The organism is Silvimonas terrae (assembly GCF_014202765.1).
Lineage (GTDB): Bacteria > Pseudomonadota > Gammaproteobacteria > Burkholderiales > Chitinibacteraceae > Silvimonas > Silvimonas terrae.
The window spans coordinates 123,376-143,288 of sequence record NZ_JACHHN010000011.1 but is presented as its reverse complement, the minus strand read 5'-3'; the positions used below and the strand labels follow the sequence as shown (position 1 = coordinate 143,288).

Genomic DNA, 19,913 nt, shown 5'->3' with positions numbered 1-19,913 from the left:
TATTGCCCTCCAGTGCTATCAAAAACTGTAAACAAACCAGACTGCACCTGCAGGTTTAGCGCACCGGCACTGCCTTGAGTGCGTCCACCAGCAAGTCCCAGAAATACGCCACGCTTTCAATTTCCACGCGTTCATCCGGCGAATGTGCGCCACGAACCGTCGGACCAAACGAGACCATCTGCATCGCCGGGTATTTGCCCGCGATCAAACCACATTCCAGACCCGCGTGGATGACCTTGATTTCGGCGGCCTTGCCATAACGCGCCTGGTAGGCATCCTGCACCAGCTTGAGTGCGGTGGAAGACAGATCAGGCGTCCAGCCAGGATAAGCGCCGGAGCGCTCGGATTGCGCACCGGCCATGCGGGCGATGGCTTCAATCCGGCGAGCCACTTCATCCTGACCTTCGTCGGTCAGCGAGCGCACCAGTAATAACGCAGAGAATCCAGCTTCGCCGACACGGACCACGCCCAGGTTATTGGAGGATTCCACCACCCCCGGTACAGCCTGGCTCCAGCGCGATACCCCATGTGGCAGCGCCATCAACAGGTCGATCACCTGGCGGCTGGTTGGTGCGGAGAGGCTTTGCGTGGCTTGCGCGCTCTCGACACTCAGCTTGATGCCCTCATCCACCCGCGCCAGTTCGCGGCTCAACCGCTGTTGCCAGCGCCGCACCACGCCCTGCACGCGATCGCTGCCCTCTTCGGCCACGGCGATCACCGCAAAAGCTTCACGCGGCAAGGCATTGCGCAAAGTGCCGCCTTCAAACGTCACCAGACGCGCGTGCGGCAGCGCCAGCAAGTCATCCAGCACACGGGCCAGAAGCCGGTTGGCATTGCCCCGTTCCAGGTGGATATCCACGCCGGAATGCCCACCGTGCAAGCCCTTGACGGCTACGCGCAGGACTTGCATCCCGGCCACAATGGGCTCGTATGCCAGCGGGCGGCTGACGGCGACATCGACCCCGCCCGCGCAACCCACATACAACTCGCCCCAGTCTTCGGTATCCAGATTAAGCAGCAACTGGCCCGCGAGCCAGCCCGACTGCAAACCGTGTACGCCGCTCATGCCGGCTTCTTCATCGACGGTCAGCAGCACTTCCAGCGGGCCGTGTTCGATGTCTTTGCTTTCCAGCACAGCCAGTGCTGCGGCGACACCAATGCCGTTATCTGCGCCCAGCGTAGTTCCCTCAGCGCGCACCCAGCCCTCTTGCACGCGCGGGCGAATCGGGTCGGTATGGAAATCATGCGCGGTATCGGCGTTTTTTTGCGTCACCATATCCAGGTGACCTTGCAACACCACGGTCTGGCGATCTTCCAGACCCGGTGTGGCGGGCTTTTTGATTAACAGATTGCCAGTGGCATCCACTTCATACGCCAGGCCCTGGCCTTTGGCCCAATCCTGCAAATGCGCGCGCAAGGCGGCTTCATGCTTGGACGGGCGGGGAAAACTGCACAGCGTCTGGAAATGGCGCCACAACAGCGCCGGCTGCAATTGCGACAACGGCATCTTTACTATTCCCTAAATCAACTCAATCAACTCAATCAAAAGCGGACAAACAGAAAACCGGGATGTTACCCGTGGCCGACGGTGCTGGCAGTAAATATCCGCACACACCCCACCTGCTCAACGCCCGCCCGGCAGTGGCTGAACCCGTGGCCAGTTGCGTAGCGGCTGCCGGTTGGCGTCGCCTGATGAAGACCCCCGGCCCGTGTCATCCACCGGATTACCGTAAACAGAGCGCAGGTTATTGGGCTGACAGAAGACCGGATCGTAGGCCGGGTTATCCATATTGCAGTTGTCGCCCGCAGGGAGCTGCGGATTGGGTGTCGGCTGCCCTTGTACCGCAGCGGGGTTGGTTGCAGGTGCGGGAGTTTCGACCGGCGCAGGAGTGGGTGTGACCACCCGGCGCGGTACTTCAATGGTGGTCACCGTGCCGGCCTCGTAGGGCAAACGCTTTTGCTGGGCATGACAAGGTGTCTGCCCGTAAGTCACCTTGCCTTGTTCGTCCTGACATTTGTAGACATCCGCCCCGATGGCCAACTGGCTGGCGAACAGGGCGGCAAACAGTACGCAACCCGTTGATTTGCGCATAACATCCTCCTGAGGCAGCGCCTTGCACTGCTTGATATGCTTTGTTCTTGTAGGTTCTACCCACCGAGTTCCTTTCTTGTGCAAGCACCCGGAGCCTTCATGAGTACCGTTCTGATTACTGGCGCAGGCCGAGGCATCGGCCTTGAATTTGCCACCCAATACCTGCAAGACAACTGGCGGGTGATCGTCACTGTGCGTGAGGTCAGCCCGGCGCTCTCCAGCCTGCAGATTGCCTGGCCTGACCAGTTGAAAGTCATACTGCTTGATATCACCGATTGGCCGGGTGTCGCGGCGCTGGGGCAAACCCTTGCCGATGAGCGGATCGACCTGCTGATCAACAATGCGGGCTTCTACGGCGGCAACCGGCAAGACCTGGGTCATACCGAGGTCGAGACCTGGTTACAAACGCTGGCCATCGACACAATCGCTCCCATCAAGGTAGTCGAAGCCGTGCTGCCACGCCTGGCAAGCCATGCAAAAATCGCCACGCTGACCAGCAAAATGGGCAGCATTGCCGACAATCATTCCGGCGCGGCTTATCACTACCGTAGCGCCAAGGCAGGCTTGAATGCCGCAGTGAAGAGCCTGGCGCTAGACCTGGGCCGCCGCCACACCGTGTTGCTGTTTCATCCTGGCTGGGTACAAACAGATATGGGCGGCCCGGGCGCGCTGGTCACGCCAGAAGAATCCGTTGCCGGTATGCGCCGCATCATTCATCAGGCCGGGCCGGATGAATCAGGTCATTTTTACAACTTTGATGGCACGCCTTTGCCCTGGTAAGTCATCCCGTAAAGACAAAAAAAGCCGGATTGCGTTCCGGCTTTTTCATGGGGCTACCCTGCCCCTGACCCACGTTCAATATTTGCGGGTCAGAATCCATTTGGCCAACTGTGCCGCCTCCGCATCGCTGACCGGGTTGGGCGGCATGGGCACCGCGCCCCAGGTGCCGCTACTGCCATTTTTGATCTTGTCTGCCAGCAACTGCTCTGCGCCCTTTTGCCCATTGAACCTGGCCGCCACATCTTTCCAGGCCGGGCCCACGATTTTGTTATCCAGCCCATGACAGGCAAAACAGTTTTTGCTCTTGGCCAGATCCTGCGGGTCTGCCGCCAGAGCGGGCGTGGACAACACCAGCAACAACAATGCACTGCGCAGCAACATAAGGATTCCTTTTGCCCGGCATGGTATGGGCGGTTCGCGGTAAAATGCGCGGCTGTACTGGCGCGCGCCAAATGGTTCAGACTAGAACAATGGCATGGTGTATGTCTTGACCAGCGTCAGGCCACTGAGCCGCTTTGCTCCCTCTTTCCGGATAGACCATGGATTATTTCCCGCTGTTTCTTGACCTCAACCAGCAAGAGTGCCTGATTGTCGGTGGTGGCGAAGTCGCCCTGCGCAAAGCGCGTCTGTTGCTGGGTGCCGGCGCCAGCGTGACGCTGATTGCGCCAGAACTGGTCACGGAACTGGCGCAATACGCCAGTGAGGGCAAGATTAACCATGTGGCCCGCGCCTTTGCCGAAGAAGATATCCAGCGGCAACGCGTAGTCATTGCCGCCACAGATGATGAAGTGGTCAACCGGCGGGTTTTTGAGGCCTGTGAAGCGCGCGGCATCCTGGTGAATGTCGTGGATGACCCGGCGCGTTGCCGCTTTATTGTGCCAGCCATCATTGACCGTTCTCCGCTGCAAATTGCCTTGTCGACAGGTGGCCAGGCCCCGGTGCTGGCCCGCCTGCTGCGTGCCCGCCTGGAAGCCATCCTCCCGCATGGTTACGGCGTACTGGCCAAACTGGCCGGTCAGTTGCGCGATGCCGTCAAACAGCGGTTTGGCGACGATGAACGCGCGCGCCGCCGCTTCTGGGAGCAAGCACTGGATGGGGTGGCGGCAGAACAAGCGCTGGCCGGCGACGAAGCCGGTGCACTGGCCAGCCTGCATGACTCGCTGGACAAGGCTAGCGATGCCGAACTGACCCAGGGTGCGGTCTATCTGGTCGGTGCTGGTCCTGGCAATCCGGATTTACTGACTTTCCGCGCCCTGCGGTTGATGCAGAAGGCCGATGTGGTGCTGTACGACAACCTTGTCTCACCGGCCATTGTGGAACTGGTACGGCGCGATGCAGAGCGCATTTACGTGGGCAAGAAAGCCGACAACCACGCGCTGCCGCAAGAAGAAATCAATCGGCTGCTGGTGCGTCTGGCGCAGCAAGGCAAAACCGTCGTGCGCCTTAAAGGGGGTGACCCGTTTATCTTTGGCCGGGGCGGTGAAGAGATCGAAGAACTGGCCGCCGCGCAAATTCCGTTTGAAGTGGTGCCGGGCATTACCTCGGCGTCTGGCGCATCCAGTTACGCCGGTATTCCGTTAACCCACCGGGACTACGCGCAATCGGTCACCTTTGTCACCGGGCACCGGCGCGCGGGTGAGATTGAACTGGACTGGCCAAGACTGACCAATCCGACAGAAACCGTCGTGATTTATATGGGTGTGAAGCAGGCGCGGCGTATTTGCGAGCAACTGATTGCACACGGCCGCACGGCAGACACCCCGGCAGCCATCGTGCAGCAAGCGACAACGCCGCATCAGAAGACCTTGATTGGCACGCTGGCCACACTGCCTGGCTTGATTGAGCAAGAAGGGGTGAAGCCGCCGGCACTGATTATTGTGGGGGGCGTGGTGACGCTGGCGGACAAGCTCTCCTGGCGCAAGAATTGAGGTTTGAGGTGTGTGAGTGCCGGTCTGCCGGTTGCAACCTCTTTTTTCGTGCACCACCACTTCGTCATTCCGGTCCTCGGCGGCCCCCTTGCGCCGGAATCCAGGGTACCGCCGAGGGACGCCCACCAAAGGTGGGCAGACACTGGCAAACCATTTGATAAACCATTGTCAGTGCCTGCGGCACACCTGTTTACACCTGGATTCCGGCTCAAGGCCGGAATGACGAGTCTGGGGTATGCATCCTTCTCACTCCTCACTCCTCACGTCAGTCCCCCTTTCCCCCCAGCCGCTTTTCAAGCCTTCCTCCATTTTCCACAGCAAAAATTTTCCACATCTCCCCACGCTTGAAATGGTCTTAATGGTGCCCATCTTTTGTGCAATAACGCACATTGATAGAGGGCCACTATGCGCTTCGACAAACTGACCACCAAGTTCCAGCAAGCCTTTGCCGATGCCCAGAGCATGGCGCTGGCTAACGACAACAGCTATATCGAGCCGCAGCATTTGCTGCTGGCTTTACTCAACGACCCCGAGTCTGGCACTGGTGCCTTGCTGGCCCGCGCCGGGGTCAACGTGCAGCCGCTCAAGAACGCACTGCAAGACAGTATTGATCGCCTGCCCAAGGTAGAAGGCAACGGCGGCGAGATCACCGTGTCGCGTGATCTGGCTAACCTGTTGAACCTGACCGACAAAACCGCCAGCAAACGCGGCGATCAGTTCATCAGCAGCGACTCGCTGATTCTGGCGCTGAGCGATGACAAGAGCGATGCCGCCAAATTGCTGAAACAGCACGGTGGCAACAAGAAAGCCATTGAAGCGGCTATTGATGCCGTGCGCGGCGGTGCGGCGGTGGATAACGCCGATGCCGAGCAAAATCGTGAGGCGCTCAACAAATACACGCTTGATCTGACCGAGCGTGCTCGTCAAGGCAAGCTGGACCCGGTGATCGGCCGTGATGATGAAATCCGCCGCGCCATTCAGGTGTTGCAGCGCCGTACCAAGAACAACCCGGTGCTGATTGGTGAACCGGGCGTAGGCAAGACCGCTATTGTGGAAGGGCTGGCGCAACGGATTATCGAAGGCGAAGTACCTGATTCGCTCAAGCACAAGCGCTTGCTGGTGCTGGATCTGGCCTCGTTGCTGGCCGGTGCCAAATATCGCGGCGAGTTTGAAGAACGCCTGAAAGCGGTGCTCAACGAACTGGCCAAGGATGAAGGCAGCACCATCATCTTTATTGATGAGTTGCATACGCTGGTCGGTGCGGGCAAGGCCGAAGGCGCCATGGACGCGGGCAATATGCTCAAGCCAGCGCTGGCGCGCGGCGAGTTGCATTGCATTGGCGCCACCACGCTGGACGAATACCGCAAGTACATCGAGAAAGATGCCGCGCTGGAGCGCCGTTTCCAGAAAGTGCTGGTCGATGAGCCGAGTGTGGAAGACACCATCGCCATCCTGCGTGGTCTGCAAGAAAAGTATGAAATCCACCATGGTGTGGAGATCACCGACCCGGCGATTGTGGCAGCGGCCGAATTGAGCCATCGCTATATCACGGACCGGTTCTTGCCAGACAAGGCGATCGACTTGATCGATGAGGCCGCAGCCAAGATCAAGATGGAAATCGACTCCAAGCCAGAGTCAATGGACAAGCTGGATCGGCGCATTATCCAGCTCAAGATCGAACGCGAAGCGGTGAAGAAAGAGAAAGACGAGGCCTCGCAACGCCGGTTGGCGCTGATCGAGACCGAGATCGAAACGCTCTCCAAAGAGTATTCAGATCTGGAAGAAATCTGGAAAGCCGAGAAAGCCGCTGTGCTGGGCAGCCAGTCGATCCGCGAAGAGATTGAACAGGTGAAGCTGGCGATGGATGCCGCCCGCCGCCGTGGCGAGTGGGACAAAGCGTCCGAGCTGCAATACGGCAAGCTGCCGGAACTGGAAGACAAGCTGACCGTGGCGGAGGCCGCTGAAGGCCAGGACACGCCCAACAGGCTCTTGCGCACGCAAGTGGGTGCGGAAGAAATTGCCGAAGTGGTCAGCCGCGCTACCGGGATTCCGGTATCCAAGATGATGCAGGGCGAGCGCGACAAGCTCTTGGGCATGGAAAACGTCTTGCACAAGCGCGTGATTGGGCAGAACGAGGCCGTGCGCCTGGTGTCCGACGCTATCCGCCGTTCGCGTTCTGGTCTGGCGGACCCCAACCGGCCTTATGGTTCATTCCTGTTCCTGGGGCCAACCGGGGTTGGCAAGACCGAACTGACCAAGGCGCTGGCCGAGTTTTTGTTTGATTCGGAAGAGCACCTGATCCGCATCGACATGAGCGAATTCATGGAGAAACACTCCGTGGCCCGCTTGATTGGCGCCCCGCCGGGGTATGTCGGGTACGAGGAAGGCGGTTATCTGACCGAAGCCGTGCGCCGCAAGCCGTACAGCGTGATCTTGCTGGATGAAGTCGAAAAGGCCCATCCGGACGTGTTCAACGTGCTGTTGCAAGTGCTGGACGATGGTCGCCTGACCGATGGCCAGGGCCGCACGGTGGACTTCAAGAACACGGTCGTGGTGATGACCTCCAACCTGGGTTCGCAGCAAATTCAGGCGATGGCAGAACAGGAATACCAGGTGGTCAAACTGGCCGTGATGGCGGAGGTAAAAACCCACTTCCGGCCAGAGTTTGTAAACCGGATCGACGAGGTCGTGGTGTTCCACGCGCTGGATCAACTGCAAATCCGCAATATCGCCCGCGTGCAACTGGCGCGGCTGGAAAAGCGGCTGGCGCAGATGGAGATTGGCCTGCAGGTCAGCGATACGGCGGTCGACCTGATTGCCGATGCCGGGTTCGATCCGGTGTATGGCGCGCGGCCACTCAAGCGCGCAATCCAGACGGAGATCGAAAACCCGCTGGCCAAAAAGCTGTTGTCTGGCGAATTTGCGGCCAAGGACGTGGTCACGGTCGATGCCAGCAACGGCATTGTGAAGTTCGGTAAAGCCTGAGCACCGTTGCCCTTTGGAGAAAAGCCCGCCTTGTGCGGGCTTTTTTTTATGGGTATCTGCGAACGCGTAGCCCGGATGGAGCCACAGGCGGGAGTCCGGGGTGCATTGGCCCCGGCCCATTCAACACACATCCCACGGATTCGTCATTCCGGCCCTGAGCCGGAATCCAGCTGCAATACCTGCATGGTTGTCAGGGTGAATCCGGAGTAGAGCGGTCATCCACCGCAAGCAGCCCCTTGGGCTGCGGGCTGGATTCCTGCTTTCGCAGGAATGACGAGGTGGTGTGCCGGCACCGCAGCATCGTAGCCCGGACGAAGCCGCAGGCGAGCATCCGGGGTGGCAATGTGTACCAGGGCGGGGTTCTGTTCAGGCGTCCCCGCCCCGGATTCCCGGCCTTTGGCCTTCATCCGGGCTACATTGACTGCCTTCTGCCACCCGGTTAGGGTTTGATCCTCATCAATCAGCCTGCCCTGCCATGCAAATCCGCCCGCTCATTGCCACCGACCATACCGCCTGGCTCACCCTCTGGCAGGACTACTGCCAGTTTTATCACTCGGCGCTCTCAGGCGAGGTCAACGCCACCTTGTGGCAACGTCTGCTGGACGAAGCATCCCCCATCAATGGGCTGATTGCACTGGCCGACGACGGCCAGCCGCTGGGTTTTTGCCATACCGTATGCCACCCGCACACCTGGAGCGCGCGCAATGTGTGCTACCTGGAAGATCTGTTTGTCAGCCCGACGGCACGCCGTATGGGGGTTGCCTCGCAACTGATTGCCGCACTGCGTGAGCAAGGCCAGCGGGACAACTGGTACCGCATATACTGGATCACCAACACCAACAACGCCGCCGCCCGTGCGGTGTACGACAAACTGGCCACGCGTTCGGATCACGTGCGCTATGAGATTGCGCTGGCCTGAACCACGGAGAGCATCATGCAATTGCGCGGACAATGCCTGTGCAGCGCGGTGCATTACGAAGTAGAGGACGCGTTTGAATACGCTGGCTACTGCCATTGTCAGCGCTGCCGCCGCCGTACCGGCTCGGCTTTCAATACCTATGCCGGCATCAAGGCCGCCAAAGTACACATCACGCAAGGCACCAGACACGTCAAATACCTGGATGAAAGTGACCAGGGTTATGACGCCTACTGCGCCGAGTGCATGTCGCCGCTGTTCTCTGCCGTACGTGACCGCGAATACATTCATGTGCGGATTGGCTCCTTGACCGATACGCCCACGCGTCAGCCCGATCACCACATCTACGTGGCATTCAAAGCGCCGTGGTATCAAATCACCGACCAGTTGCCGCAGTTTGCCGAACTGCCACCGCATGATTGAACGCCATCTGAAACGGCCTGCGAGGGTGGCGACACGCGTGGTAAAATCGCGCCTTTGCCTGTCGGCCCGTGGCCATGCCTCATTACCTTGCGCTTGATACCTCTACCGAATACCTCTCGCTGGCACTCTCTGGCACCGCAGAGGGCGTGACCGTGCGCGACTGGCACGTCGGCCAGCGCCACGCCGAACTGACCCTGCCGTCGATTGAACAACTGCTGGCCGATACCGGCGTATCCCGCAAGGACATCGCCGGTATTGCGTTTGGTATGGGGCCCGGTTCGTTTACCGGGCTGCGCATTGGCTGCGGCATTGCGCAAGGTCTGGCGTTTGGCTTAAGCGTGCCGATTCTGGGCGTCTCTACCCTGTTGGCCCTGGCTGAACAATGTCCGGCCGAGCGCGCCTATGCCTGCCTGGATGCCCGCATGAACCAGGTCTACAGCGCGGCCTGGCAGCGCGACGCCAACGGCCAGTGGCAAGAAGCTATCGCCGCCACCGTCTGTGACCCCGACGCCGTTCCCGTGCCGGACGACGCTGGCTGGACTGTGCTGGGCAGCGGTTTTGCCGCGTATGCCGATGCACTCAATACCCGTCTGGCCGGCAAGATCAGCCAGCACATTGCTGAACGTTTTCCGCACGCGCGGGAAATCCTCAAGCTGGCTGCGCCGCAGTTTGATGCGGGCAAAGGTCTGCCGGCGGATCAGGCAGAACTCTTGTATCTGCGCGATAAAGTTGCCCTCAAAACGCACGAACGGGTCGCCAAGCCTTGAAAATCCGCGCGCTGCATCATCGCGATCTGGATGCCATTCTGGCGCTGGATAGCCAGACCAATCCGCACCCCTGGGCGCTGGGGCACTGGCATGACTCGCTGGAAAACCACACCTGTCTGGTGCTGGAAGACGACGGTGAAATCATTGCCTTTGCCATCGCCAGCCTGGTGCTGGATGAAGCGGAACTCCTGCTGATTGCCGTGGCACCCTGGCTGCAAGGGCAAGGTCTGGGCCGCAAGATACTGCAAGCCTTGATCGACCAACTGCGCCAGCGCGGCGCCGCACAGATGTTCCTGGAAGTGCGCGAAGGCAACACCGCTGCCCGCGCCCTGTATGAAAAACTGGGCGGCAGCGTATCGGGCCGGCGCAAAGGTTACTACCCGCTGCCAGGCGGCGCGCGCGAGGATGCGGTACTCTACGCCTTTGCCTTCACTGGGGCCGCCTGATGGGTCGTCGCGAGAACCTGCTGCATGAAATGGGCTTTACCCCGCTGTGGGTGGAGCGCACGCGGCTGGCGGCTTTGCAGGAACAAGCCGCATTAGAGACCCCGGCAGACAACGCGGCACCCACTGCGCCGGTCGCGCCAGCGCCGACCGTTACCCCAATCCGCGAGCACATTGCACCGCTGGTCGCAGCGGTGGCAGAGCACGCACCCGCAGTTGCGCAAACCCCCGCAGCCCGGCCGGCGCCGTCGATCCCGATTGCCATCCCGGGTGCAGCCCCCACCGGTCGCGAACGCACGCCAGCGCCGGTCGAAGCCCCCGCAGAAGACGCGCGCAGCCTGGAAATCGGGCAGATGGACTGGGCAGCGTTACAGCAATCCGTCGCCGCTTGTACCGCATGCGGTCTGTGTCAGGGCCGCACCAACACCGTTTACGGCGTCGGCAACCCCAACGCAGACATCATGGTGATTGGGGAAGCCCCCGGTCAGCAGGAAGACCTGCAAGGCGAACCCTTTGTTGGCGCGGCCGGGCAGTTGCTGGACAACATGCTGAACGCCATTGGTGAGAAGCGCGGCGAGCGCGTTTACATTGCCAACGTACTCAAATGTCGCCCGCCGGGTAACCGCAACCCGCAGCCGGATGAGGTGGCGCAATGCTCGCCCTATCTGCGCCGTCAGGTGGCGCTGGTGCAACCGCGCGTGATTTTTGCGGTCGGCCGCTTTGCCATCCAGACCTTGTTGCAGACCGATGCGCCGGTCAGCGCACTGCGTGGCAAGTTACATCACTACCAGGGCGTACCGGTGGTGGTCAGCTATCACCCGGCCTACCTCTTGCGCAACCTGCCGGACAAAGCCAAGGCCTGGCGTGATTTGCTGTTGCTCAAATCAGTGGAAAACGGAATACCGCCCAAGGGTTGAGTTTGATGGCGCGGCCTGCAAACAAACGGGTTGCCGTTGCCGTTGCCGTTGCTTTTGATTGTCCTTCCCCATTAAAGCCCAGCGCCGATGGAGTGGAGGGAGACCTTAGGCTCCCGACCGACTGAGGGGGCCGCCGAGGTGGCGACACACCTCGGCGGCCCCAAAGAAAGTAACGTGCTCCGGCCACCGCCGGGTTGCAAACAACGCGCCAAAGGCGCTAACAAAGGTTTAAAGCTTTGTGGCAGCCACGGTGGATTGTCGCTTCGCTCCGAATCCACCCTACGCCCTCAGCAATATGAACCAGGCCAGTCACCCCGGATTCCCGGCCTCGCGGCCTCCATCCGGGCTACGCAGTGGTTCTCCCCGCAGAAACAGCCCCCTCACCCGCGCGCCAGCAAAAACCCCTGGGCATGGGCCAGCACCTCTGGCCAGAAAGCCAGAAAATCCGCCTCAAACTCCGCGTATTTCTCCAGTAACTCCTCCCCGCCCCCACCCAGTGCGTTAGGCTGGCTGAGCCGGTGGGTCGCCATGCCGTTGATGGCACCGGCAATGGCCTCTGGCCGGCGATAAGAGGTCAGCCAGTCATTGCGCGTCATATTGGGCAGAATCTGCGCCAGCCGTGGTGGCAGCAGCGCGCTGTTTTGCGCAAACAAGGCATAGGTGTCGCGGGCAAAATCGGGTAGCGTATCCCGGCCCAGCTCGGCCCAGTGTGTCGCCAGAAAATGATCGTAAAACATATCGATCATGATCCCGGAATAACGTCGCCGCGCATGACTGACCCGGGCCCGACTGATCAGAAAAGCCGGGTGAGCGTCGGTAAAGACGTCGATACTGCGATGCAAGGCAACGCCGTCGGCCACCGGCAGTGGCAACGCCCCTGGTAGCGGACCTTTGACAAAATCACCCAGCATGGCGCCCAGCCGATAAGCCGGTGCGGGGCCAGCCAGCAAGACGTGGGCGAGGTAATTCATGGTGTGACCAGGGCAGAGTTGATACAACAAAAGATCAGGCCACGCGGCTTGCATATCAAGCACCACCCGCATTGCGATCTCTGGAAAGCCAGATCATGCCCTCTCCTTGCGCCGACACCTGCCCCGCACCAAACCCACGCCGGATGCCGTGGCTGCCGCGTGCCGTCCTGTTTCTGATCGCAGCCCTGGGGCTCGCCATCAGCTTGTATCTACTGGCTGCAATGGTACTGGGTGTCTTGCCCAAACAGCGCAACGCGCAACTCGCGGATGCATCCATTGTGATTTACCTGGAAACCAACGGCGTGCACACCGATTTGCTGCTGCCCGCCCGCAACGAGGTCATCGACTGGGCCCGCTGGTTTTCGCCCCGCCACACCCGCAGCGGGCAGTCCCCGCCAGTGGCCGATGCCATCGCCATCGGCTGGGGTGATCGCCAGTTCTATCTGAATACCCCCACATGGGCTGATCTGAAACTGTCCACCGCGCTCAATGCCCTGACGGGCCGCGATACCACCTTGTTGCATGTGTCCTGGGGGCCAATGCCTGCCACCGGCGACCCACAACGCATGGCCTTGCGGCTCAGCCCGGACAACTATCGGCATCTGGTCGAGTACATTGAACACAGCACCCGCCTTGATGCACAAAATCAGGCAATCTGGCTGGGCGGCCGCGCCTATCGGCAGGATGATGCGTTCTATGAGGCCACCGGCCATTACTCGCTCTTCAAGACCTGCAACGAGTGGGTACGTGCGGGACTAGAGGTCGCGCACGTCCGTGTGCCCTGGTGGTCCCCTTTCGATCAAGCCCTGTTCTGGCAACTGCGCCAATGAGTGAAGACGCCCACCGCCCTGGTTAATCGGTGCGAACTTTCTGCCCGGTCAACGACCAGATATCATCAAAGCGGGCGCACACCCGCGTTTTGCCAAAACACTGACCCCAAAGGCCGCACTTCATGACCTGGATGAGACGCACACTGGCACTGGCGCTGACCGCGCTGACCGGCAACCCGCATCGGAACCTGCATTACGACGCCGCCAAATCCCACCACACGCCCACGGGGTTTCGTAACCGCTATCCGCATGGCCGCCCTTCCGGCGAAGATCTGCGCCGCTGGCGAGCCGAGCGCAAAGCGCAGCACCTGCCCCCGCCACCGACAGCCGACCTTTCGGCTGTCGCGCCCAATCTGGACTTCATCCACCAGCGCCAGCAAGACCCGGCGGTCACCTGGATTGGCCATAACACGTTGCTGTTGCAAGTGGCCGGGCTCAACATCCTGACCGACCCGGTATTCAGCGAGCGCTGTTCACCCGTCCAGTTTGCCGGCCCCAAGCGGCACCAGCGGCCGGGTGTGGCGTTGGGCGAGTTGCCGCACATTGATCTGGTGCTGATCTCGCACAATCACTATGACCACCTGGACTACGCCAGCGTGTCTGCGCTCTACCGCCAGGCCGGTGGACCGCCCGTGTTTGCGGTGGCGCTGGGGATGGATATCTGGATGAAACGCAAGTTTCCCCGCCTGCCCGCCGACAAACTCATCACGCTGGACTGGTGGGAGAGCGCGCAAAGTGGCGCGGCTACACTCACCTTTGTACCGGTACAGCACTGGAGCGCCCGCACGCCCCTGGATCGCAACGCCACGCTCTGGGGCGGCTGGGTGCTGGAGGTCAACGGTTTCAGGTTCTTCTTCTCTGGCGACCTGGGGTATTCCAAAGATGTCACCGACATTGCCGAACGCTTTGATGGCTTTGACTTTGCCGCCATTGGCATTGGCGCCTATGAACCGCGCTGGTTTATGCACAACCAGCACGTTAACCCGGCCGAGTCGGTGCAGATACATCGTGAATTGCGCTCGCGCCAGTCCATGGGCATTCACTGGGGCACGTTTGAGCTGACCGACGAGGCGCTGGATCAACCGCCGCAAGACCTGGAACAGGCTTGTGCCGACCAGGGGCTGGCACCGGGCGAGTTTTTTGTGCTGCGCCACGGACAAACCCGCGTTCTGGCCGGCACGACGCAAGGCCCTCGTTATGACAAATGAGTATTTTGTATCAGTCCTTGCAATCGACCATAAAGTTTGTATCCGCGCGTCCTTTTTGTCCGGTTTGATACTTGCAGATACAAACCTGGCGTGTGCGCCTTTGCAGCTTTGACATAATCGGTCGCCATGGACACTCAAACCCCCTCCCGCATCCTGGTTGTCGATGATGATCAGGAAATCCGCACCCTGCTGGCCGACTATCTGGACTCGCACGGTTTCAAGACCATCATGGCTGCAGATGGCATTGCCATGCAGAAAGTCATGGAAACCAGCAAGGTCGATCTGGTTGTACTTGATCTGACCCTGCCCGGCGAAGACGGCCTGACGCTGTGCCGCAACTTGCGCGCCACCTCGGGCGTACCGGTGATCATCCTGACCGCGCGCGGTGATCCGGTTGACCGCATCCTGGGTCTGGAAATGGGGGCCGACGATTACCTGACCAAACCTTTTGAGCCGCGTGAACTGGTCGCCCGGGTACGCACTGTCTTGCGTCGCACCTGGGCGCTGCCGCCCAACCTGGACGCCCCCGACGCCACCGCCATGAAGTTCTCTGGCTGGACACTGGACCTGCGCGCCCGCCACCTGGTGCGTACCGATGGTGTGCTGGTGATGTTATCGGGCGGCGAGTTCCGCTTGCTGAAAATCCTGCTGGAACACCCGCAACGCGTACTGAACCGTGACCAGATCCTGAACATGACACAAGGCCGTGACGCTGATCCGTTTGAGCGCTCCATTGACTTGCAGATCAGCCGTTTGCGCCAGAAACTGGGTGACGACGCGCGTTCACCGCAGTTGATCAAGACGGTCCGCAACGAAGGTTACGTGCTGTCGACCACCGTCGCTGTTGAACATTGATCCGCATGAAATTATTGCAGACCCTTTTTGGTTCCATCACCAATCGCGTTTTCCTGCTGCTGGCGGCCGGTATTCTGGTGGCCATTTTTGTGACCGCTGCGCTGGCCATCCGCGAAGATCGCCAGACCATGCAGTCCATGCGTAACGAGCATGAGGCCGAACGGGTCGCCCAGTTTGTGCGGCTGATGGAATCCGTGCCCGATTCAGTGCGGCCCCAGATTGCCCAGTCTGGTCCGCAGGTCGGCTTGCGGGCGTCTTTGGTGCCGCCGCAGCCGCTGGCCAGTATTGAAGACAGCGATCTGATCACCTTGCTGCGCGCCCGCCTGCCCAAAGGGGTGAGCGTGCGCCAGGCCGGGGCCGCCAGTGATTGCGTACACCATGGCGAAAGCATGACGGGCGGCGGCTTGTTTCCGCGTGCACCCGGCCCGGTGCCGGGCGGTGGTGATCGGGGTGGCTGCCATTTGCTTGATCTCACGCTGAGTGATGGCACGCCCTTGCATCTGGCGCTGGGCTGGTCGTTTGCGCCACCGCCACCACCCGGCTTTGGCGGCCCCCGCTTCAATTTTCCGTGGCACTGGCTGGTGTTCTTTGGCCTGATTGCCATTCTGGCCTATCTGGGCGCACGCATGGCGGTACAGCCCTTGCGCCGCCTGACCAATCTGACCGAAGAACTGGGCCGCAATATTGACCGCCCGCCGCTACCGGAAAAAGGCCCGGGCGAAATCCGTGATGCCATTGCGGCCGTGAACGGCTTGCAGGCGCAAATCCGCAAGCATATTGAACAGCGCATGTTCATGCTCTCGGCCATTGCGCATGATCTGCAAACGCCACTGACGCGCATGCGTTTGCGTCTGGAAAAAGTCTCTGACGATATCTTGCGCCGGCAACTGCTGGGTGATCTGGCCGCCATGCAGCAAATGGTGCGCGAAGGCCTGGATTTTGCGCGCAGCATGAATTCGGTAGAGCACTTCCAGAGCGTGGACATCGACTCCCTGCTGGAAACGGTGTGTACCGATGCCACAGATACCGGCCAGGATGTCAGCTACGAAGGCCACACCGGCGTGGCCGTGCGCGCCAGCGTCAGTTCCATCCGTCGTTGCCTGGGTAATCTGGTGGAAAACGCCGTCAAATATGGCGAACAGGCGCGCGTCCAGGCGGTGGTCATCGGCCGGCAGGTGGAAATCCGCATTGCCGATAATGGCCCTGGTATTCCTGTGCAACATCTGGAAAGTGTATTTGATCCGTTCTTCCGGGTAGAGAATTCGCGCTCCCGCGAGACCGGCGGCGTGGGGCTGGGTCTGGCGATTGCGCGCAATATCGCGCAAAAACATGGGGGTCAGCTACGATTGGAAAACGGCAGCACCGGCGCCATTGCCATTCTGACTTTACCTGTAGAAAAAAGCCCATCCCGATTCGGGCTTAACGCATAACAGACGGCGCCCCACGAAGGCGTCGCGCTCAACACAACCGCACGACAAAAGGCGAATCCCTGTCGCGTACGGACACGTATATCTCATAGCAGGCTTGTCTGAACCACTTTCAGGGTTTCACAGCGATGTATCAGCAAGAACTCGATCTTGCCCAGGCGCGCCGCCTTGCCACGCAATACCCGGAACATTATTTTTATCAGGGTAACGGCAACCGGCTGGAAATTGCGCTGACCTTCAGCGACGGCCCCGCCCCCACGACGGCGCCGCTGCTGGATCTCTTGCGCGTGCATCAGGTTCCTGCCACCTTTTTCTGGCAAGGCAACCTGCTGGCCGGACATCACCAGCTATTGCGGCAGATTCTGGCGGACGGCCATACCGTCGGCAGCCACACCTGGGATCATGTCCACGCGGCGGAGATCTCTGTGGCGGATTTCTGGCTGGAACAAATCCAGCGCACCGATCAGGAGTTCCAGCGCCTTGCCGGGCTACGCCCGCGTCTGTATCGCCCACCTTATGCAGAACTCACCGCAGAACAACTGCGCATGCTGGTGCGGCATGATTTCCGGGTCATGGGCTGGTCGATTGATCCGCGCAACTGGGAGCACCCGGATGCGCAAGGTCACGTCATGCGGGTGACCGAAACCATACTGCGCCAGATTCACCCGCAAGCCATCATCGTGCTGCACGAGGGCGAAGCGCGCATGCATAACGTGGCTGACATCGTGGAACAAGTGGTACCCGCACTCAAGTCACGTGGTTATCGCTTTGTCACCGCCGACCGCCTGACTGGCGTGCGGGCCTACGGCTGACGCCCTGCCCCTCTCAATACGGTTTGTCGCCCAGGATGGTGGCGCGATGCATGATGCGCCGATGCGGCAGGTAGTCGGCCACGGCGTAATGCTGCGTAATGCGGTTATCCCAGAATGCCACGTCGTTTTCTTGCCAGCGCCAGCGCACGGTGAACTCTGGCCGGGCCACATGGGCAAACAGAAACGCCAGCAGCGCATCGCTTTCTTTGGCCGGCAACTCGTTGATCCGCGTGGTAAACCCCTCATTCACAAACAACGCTTTCTGCCCCGTTTGCGGATGCGTGCGCACGACCGGATGACTCAATGGCGGGTGTTTGGCGCGGCTGGCGTGCCATTGCGCCAGCGCGGCCTCGGTGGCGTTGTGGCGGTTTTCCGGAAACGATTTGGCAAAGTCATGCGTAGCGGTCAACCCGTTCAGCAGCGCTTGCAGTTGCGGTGACAGCGCCGCAAAAGCGGCGGTACCACTGGCCCAAAGCGTATCTCCGCCCGTGGGTGGCAGGTGTTTGGCAGCCAGCACGGCGCCCAGCGGCGGGGTCTGGATAAACGTCACGTCGGTATGCCAGTTGTCGTTATCCGGCAGATTGCCATCGTGCGTGTCCAGCACCAGGACTTCTGGCGTTTCCGGCACGTTGGGGTAAATCGGGTGGATATGCAGATCGCCAAAATGGCGGGCGAAATTGCGCTGCTGCTCCGGATTCAAGGGCTGGTTACGGAAAAACAGCACCTGGTAGCGCAACAGCGCGGCTTGCAGTTCGGCCAGTTCGGCGGCGTTCAGCGGGCCAGCCAGTTGCACGCCTTCAACCATGGCGCCCAGCGCCGGGCCCAGCCGGGTGATATGCAGTGATGTCGTCATGATGGTTCCTTTGTATTTTTTGTTGTGGGTGTCAGTGCTTAGCGCTGCGCCGCAACCCAGGGCGTCAGCTTGCGTTGCAATGCGCGCAGCGCCAGCTCCAGCGCAAAGGCAATCACGGCGATCACGGCAATACCCAGCACCACCACATCCGTTACCAGAAATTGCGCGGCAGATTGCACCATGAAACCCAGGCCACGCGTTGCGGCCACCAGCTCTGCCGCGACCAGGGTAGACCAGCCCGTGCCAAGGCCAATCCGCACACCGGTCAGTACATCTGGCAAAGCGCCGGGCAGGATCACAAAGCGCACCAGTTGCCAGCGGGTGGCCCCCAGCGACTGCGCGGCGCGGATGCGGGCCGGATCAGCCGCACGCACACCCGCAGCGGTTGAGATGGCAATCGGCGCAAAAATGGCCAGATAAATCAGCAAGACTTTGGAAAACTCGCCAATGCCAAACCAGATCACAATCAGCGGCAAATAAGCCAGCGGCGGGATCGGACGATAAAACTCGATCAGCGGGTCCAGCACGGCCTGCACGCGCGGTGACAAGCCCACCGCAATGCCCACCGGCACCGCCAGCACAATGGCGGCAATCAAGGCCAGCACAATCCGCGTAAGGCTGGCGCCCAGATGCTGCCACAGCGTGGCGTCCATAAATCCGTGGGTAGACACCACCCACAACTGGCGCAACACGGCTTGCGGGGAAGGCAGAAACAACGGCTGGATCAACCCCGCCGCCGTCACGGCCCACCACAGCAGCACCAGCACGGCGACCGTGAGTACACTGATCTGCCAAGCCGGGCGAACGCGCTTGATCTGCGGTGCGGGTGCCAGCAGCGGCGCGTCAGCCACGATGGGCTCAAGAACTTGTTCCATCAGGCGACCTTTTTGTCCCGGTGCGCGAACACCTGCGCCAGCACGTGTTCTCGTGTGGCGATGAATGCCGGATCAGATTTGATACTGCGGGCGGATTCGCCGCCGGCATACCGTTGGCTGAAATCCAGCGACAAGCGCTCGACAATCCGGCCTGGGCGCGGCGACATCAGCACCAGTTCACTGGCCAGAAACACGGCTTCTTCAATGTCATGCGTGATCAACAAGATGCGTTTGCCCGTTTGCCGCCACAAGGTCAGCACCAGTTCCTGCATCTGTTCCCGGGTAAATGCATCCAGCGCGGCAAAGGGTTCATCCATCAGCAACAACGCCGGGTTGGCCGCCAGTGCCCGGGCAAGGCCCACGCGCTGGCGCATGCCGCCGGACAATTGCCAGATGCGGTGATGGGCAAAGCCGGATAAATCCACCTGCTCCAGCACAGCCCGGGCGCGCGTTTCCCGCTCTGCGGCCGGTATGCCTTGCAGCCTCAGCCCCAGCGCAACATTGCCCAGTACGTCCAGCCAGGGCAGCAAGGCGTTGTCCTGAAATACCACCCCTCGTTCCGCCGCCGGGCCTTTGACTTCATGACCATCAAACAGCACCCGGCCGCGGGTAGGTTGCAAAAATCCGGCAATCAGGTTGAGCAAGGTAGTCTTGCCGCAACCCGATGGTCCGAGCGCCACCACCAGCTCACCCGCGTTGATCTGCAACGAGACATCCTGCAGCGCGGCATTCTGGCCGGTGTGGCCGGGGTATTGCACGCTGACGTGCTCGACAATCAGGCTACCGGGGGCGGAACGAGTGGTGGTCATCGGGGTTACTCACTGGTCGCAA

At 60.7% G+C, this 19,913-nt stretch carries 20 protein-coding genes; 13 read left to right on the top strand and 7 right to left on the bottom strand.

Annotation, left to right across the window (positions count from 1 at the left end; translation table 11 throughout):
- Positions 1-55: 55 nt before the first annotated feature.
- Entirely contained in the window at positions 56-1,507 is a 1,452-nt protein-coding gene (locus HNQ50_RS20790) for an aminoacyl-histidine dipeptidase (protein WP_184103158.1), read from the bottom strand.
- A gap of 117 nt (positions 1,508-1,624) precedes the next feature.
- Positions 1,625-2,092, bottom strand: coding sequence for a DUF4124 domain-containing protein (locus HNQ50_RS20785; protein ID WP_184103156.1), 468 nt, complete (start codon positions 2,090-2,092; stop codon positions 1,625-1,627).
- A gap of 99 nt (positions 2,093-2,191) precedes the next feature.
- Here HNQ50_RS20785 and HNQ50_RS20780 point away from each other — a divergent pair, with 99 nt between their 5' ends.
- Positions 2,192-2,872 (top strand): SDR family oxidoreductase, encoded by a 681-nt coding sequence (locus tag HNQ50_RS20780; RefSeq protein ID WP_184103154.1) that lies wholly within the window; start codon positions 2,192-2,194, stop codon positions 2,870-2,872.
- 75 nt (positions 2,873-2,947) lie between these two features.
- On the opposite strand, the gene HNQ50_RS20775 is transcribed toward HNQ50_RS20780, so the two are convergent.
- Complete coding sequence (locus tag HNQ50_RS20775; RefSeq protein WP_184103152.1) at positions 2,948-3,253, bottom strand: c-type cytochrome; 306 nt, start codon at positions 3,251-3,253, stop codon at positions 2,948-2,950.
- 158 nt (positions 3,254-3,411) lie between these two features.
- Between HNQ50_RS20775 and cysG the strand changes: the two genes are divergently transcribed.
- From cysG to HNQ50_RS20740, 7 genes are all read left to right on the top strand, one after another.
- Positions 3,412-4,800, top strand: coding sequence for a siroheme synthase CysG (cysG, locus tag HNQ50_RS20770; RefSeq protein ID WP_184103150.1), 1,389 nt, complete (start codon positions 3,412-3,414; stop codon positions 4,798-4,800).
- A 405-nt stretch (positions 4,801-5,205) separates the two neighbouring features.
- Entirely contained in the window at positions 5,206-7,785 is a 2,580-nt protein-coding gene (gene clpB / locus HNQ50_RS20765) for an ATP-dependent chaperone ClpB (RefSeq protein ID WP_184103148.1), read from the top strand.
- A gap of 475 nt (positions 7,786-8,260) precedes the next feature.
- Positions 8,261-8,704: a GNAT family N-acetyltransferase gene (locus tag HNQ50_RS20760; protein ID WP_184103146.1), complete on the top strand. Its 444-nt coding sequence runs from the start codon at positions 8,261-8,263 to the stop codon at positions 8,702-8,704.
- A gap of 15 nt (positions 8,705-8,719) precedes the next feature.
- Positions 8,720-9,124: a GFA family protein gene (locus HNQ50_RS20755; RefSeq protein WP_184103144.1), complete on the top strand. Its 405-nt coding sequence runs from the start codon at positions 8,720-8,722 to the stop codon at positions 9,122-9,124.
- 74 nt (positions 9,125-9,198) lie between these two features.
- Positions 9,199-9,891, top strand: a complete 693-nt coding sequence (tsaB, locus tag HNQ50_RS20750) for a tRNA (adenosine(37)-N6)-threonylcarbamoyltransferase complex dimerization subunit type 1 TsaB (protein ID WP_184103142.1) — start codon at positions 9,199-9,201, stop codon at positions 9,889-9,891.
- A complete protein-coding gene (gene rimI / locus HNQ50_RS20745) occupies positions 9,888-10,337 on the top strand; it encodes a ribosomal protein S18-alanine N-acetyltransferase (protein WP_184103140.1) in 450 nt (149 codons plus the stop codon). The genes tsaB and rimI overlap by 4 nt, the downstream gene beginning before the upstream one ends.
- On the top strand, positions 10,337-11,251 hold the full coding sequence (locus tag HNQ50_RS20740; protein WP_184103138.1) for a uracil-DNA glycosylase: 915 nt from the start codon (positions 10,337-10,339) through the stop codon (positions 11,249-11,251). The genes rimI and HNQ50_RS20740 overlap by 1 nt, the downstream gene beginning before the upstream one ends.
- A gap of 380 nt (positions 11,252-11,631) precedes the next feature.
- On the opposite strand, the gene HNQ50_RS20735 is transcribed toward HNQ50_RS20740, so the two are convergent.
- On the bottom strand, positions 11,632-12,222 hold the full coding sequence (locus tag HNQ50_RS20735) for an acyl carrier protein phosphodiesterase (protein ID WP_184103136.1): 591 nt from the start codon (positions 12,220-12,222) through the stop codon (positions 11,632-11,634).
- A gap of 95 nt (positions 12,223-12,317) precedes the next feature.
- Here HNQ50_RS20735 and HNQ50_RS20730 point away from each other — a divergent pair, with 95 nt between their 5' ends.
- The 5 genes from HNQ50_RS20730 to HNQ50_RS20710 all read left to right on the top strand — a co-directional run bounded on the left by HNQ50_RS20730 (position 12,318) and on the right by HNQ50_RS20710 (position 17,354).
- Positions 12,318-13,052, top strand: coding sequence for a TIGR02117 family protein (locus HNQ50_RS20730; protein WP_184103134.1), 735 nt, complete (start codon positions 12,318-12,320; stop codon positions 13,050-13,052).
- A 122-nt stretch (positions 13,053-13,174) separates the two neighbouring features.
- Complete coding sequence (locus HNQ50_RS20725; protein WP_221303298.1) at positions 13,175-14,260, top strand: MBL fold metallo-hydrolase; 1,086 nt, start codon at positions 13,175-13,177, stop codon at positions 14,258-14,260.
- A gap of 126 nt (positions 14,261-14,386) precedes the next feature.
- A complete protein-coding gene (locus HNQ50_RS20720; RefSeq protein WP_184103132.1) occupies positions 14,387-15,115 on the top strand; it encodes a response regulator in 729 nt (242 codons plus the stop codon).
- Between the two features lie 5 nt (positions 15,116-15,120).
- On the top strand, positions 15,121-16,545 hold the full coding sequence (locus HNQ50_RS20715; RefSeq protein WP_184103131.1) for a sensor histidine kinase: 1,425 nt from the start codon (positions 15,121-15,123) through the stop codon (positions 16,543-16,545).
- Between the two features lie 125 nt (positions 16,546-16,670).
- Positions 16,671-17,354 (top strand): polysaccharide deacetylase family protein, encoded by a 684-nt coding sequence (locus HNQ50_RS20710; protein WP_184103130.1) that lies wholly within the window; start codon positions 16,671-16,673, stop codon positions 17,352-17,354.
- A gap of 13 nt (positions 17,355-17,367) precedes the next feature.
- Here the strand turns inward: HNQ50_RS20710 and tauD are convergent, their stop codons facing one another.
- From tauD to tauB, 3 genes are read right to left on the bottom strand one after another with little or no spacing between them, the layout of a single operon-like run.
- Positions 17,368-18,207, bottom strand: a complete 840-nt coding sequence (gene tauD, locus HNQ50_RS20705; protein WP_184103129.1) for a taurine dioxygenase — start codon at positions 18,205-18,207, stop codon at positions 17,368-17,370.
- 38 nt (positions 18,208-18,245) lie between these two features.
- A complete protein-coding gene (tauC, locus tag HNQ50_RS20700) occupies positions 18,246-19,082 on the bottom strand; it encodes a taurine ABC transporter permease TauC (protein ID WP_184103128.1) in 837 nt (278 codons plus the stop codon).
- Positions 19,082-19,891 carry a taurine ABC transporter ATP-binding subunit gene (gene tauB / locus HNQ50_RS20695; protein WP_184103127.1) on the bottom strand — a complete coding sequence of 270 codons (810 nt, stop codon included), beginning with the start codon at positions 19,889-19,891 and terminating at the stop codon, positions 19,082-19,084. Before tauB ends, tauC begins: the two co-directional genes overlap by 1 nt.
- Positions 19,892-19,913: the final 22 nt, after the last annotated feature.

Coding starts and splice junctions, on each gene's coding strand:
- HNQ50_RS20790 (WP_184103158.1), bottom strand. CDS start 1,507: ATGCCGTTGTCGCAATTGCAGCCGGCGCTGTTGTGGCGCCATTTCCAG.
- HNQ50_RS20785 (WP_184103156.1), bottom strand. CDS start 2,092: ATGCGCAAATCAACGGGTTGCGTACTGTTTGCCGCCCTGTTCGCCAGC.
- HNQ50_RS20780 (WP_184103154.1), top strand. CDS start 2,192: ATGAGTACCGTTCTGATTACTGGCGCAGGCCGAGGCATCGGCCTTGAA.
- HNQ50_RS20775 (WP_184103152.1), bottom strand. CDS start 3,253: ATGTTGCTGCGCAGTGCATTGTTGTTGCTGGTGTTGTCCACGCCCGCT.
- cysG (WP_184103150.1), top strand. CDS start 3,412: ATGGATTATTTCCCGCTGTTTCTTGACCTCAACCAGCAAGAGTGCCTG.
- clpB (WP_184103148.1), top strand. CDS start 5,206: ATGCGCTTCGACAAACTGACCACCAAGTTCCAGCAAGCCTTTGCCGAT.
- HNQ50_RS20760 (WP_184103146.1), top strand. CDS start 8,261: ATGCAAATCCGCCCGCTCATTGCCACCGACCATACCGCCTGGCTCACC.
- HNQ50_RS20755 (WP_184103144.1), top strand. CDS start 8,720: ATGCAATTGCGCGGACAATGCCTGTGCAGCGCGGTGCATTACGAAGTA.
- tsaB (WP_184103142.1), top strand. CDS start 9,199: ATGCCTCATTACCTTGCGCTTGATACCTCTACCGAATACCTCTCGCTG.
- HNQ50_RS20740 (WP_184103138.1), top strand. CDS start 10,337: ATGGGTCGTCGCGAGAACCTGCTGCATGAAATGGGCTTTACCCCGCTG.
- HNQ50_RS20735 (WP_184103136.1), bottom strand. CDS start 12,222: ATGAATTACCTCGCCCACGTCTTGCTGGCTGGCCCCGCACCGGCTTAT.
- HNQ50_RS20730 (WP_184103134.1), top strand. CDS start 12,318: ATGCCCTCTCCTTGCGCCGACACCTGCCCCGCACCAAACCCACGCCGG.
- HNQ50_RS20725 (WP_221303298.1), top strand. CDS start 13,175: ATGACCTGGATGAGACGCACACTGGCACTGGCGCTGACCGCGCTGACC.
- HNQ50_RS20720 (WP_184103132.1), top strand. CDS start 14,387: ATGGACACTCAAACCCCCTCCCGCATCCTGGTTGTCGATGATGATCAG.
- HNQ50_RS20715 (WP_184103131.1), top strand. CDS start 15,121: ATGAAATTATTGCAGACCCTTTTTGGTTCCATCACCAATCGCGTTTTC.
- HNQ50_RS20710 (WP_184103130.1), top strand. CDS start 16,671: ATGTATCAGCAAGAACTCGATCTTGCCCAGGCGCGCCGCCTTGCCACG.
- tauD (WP_184103129.1), bottom strand. CDS start 18,207: ATGACGACATCACTGCATATCACCCGGCTGGGCCCGGCGCTGGGCGCC.
- tauC (WP_184103128.1), bottom strand. CDS start 19,082: ATGGAACAAGTTCTTGAGCCCATCGTGGCTGACGCGCCGCTGCTGGCA.
- tauB (WP_184103127.1), bottom strand. CDS start 19,891: ATGACCACCACTCGTTCCGCCCCCGGTAGCCTGATTGTCGAGCACGTC.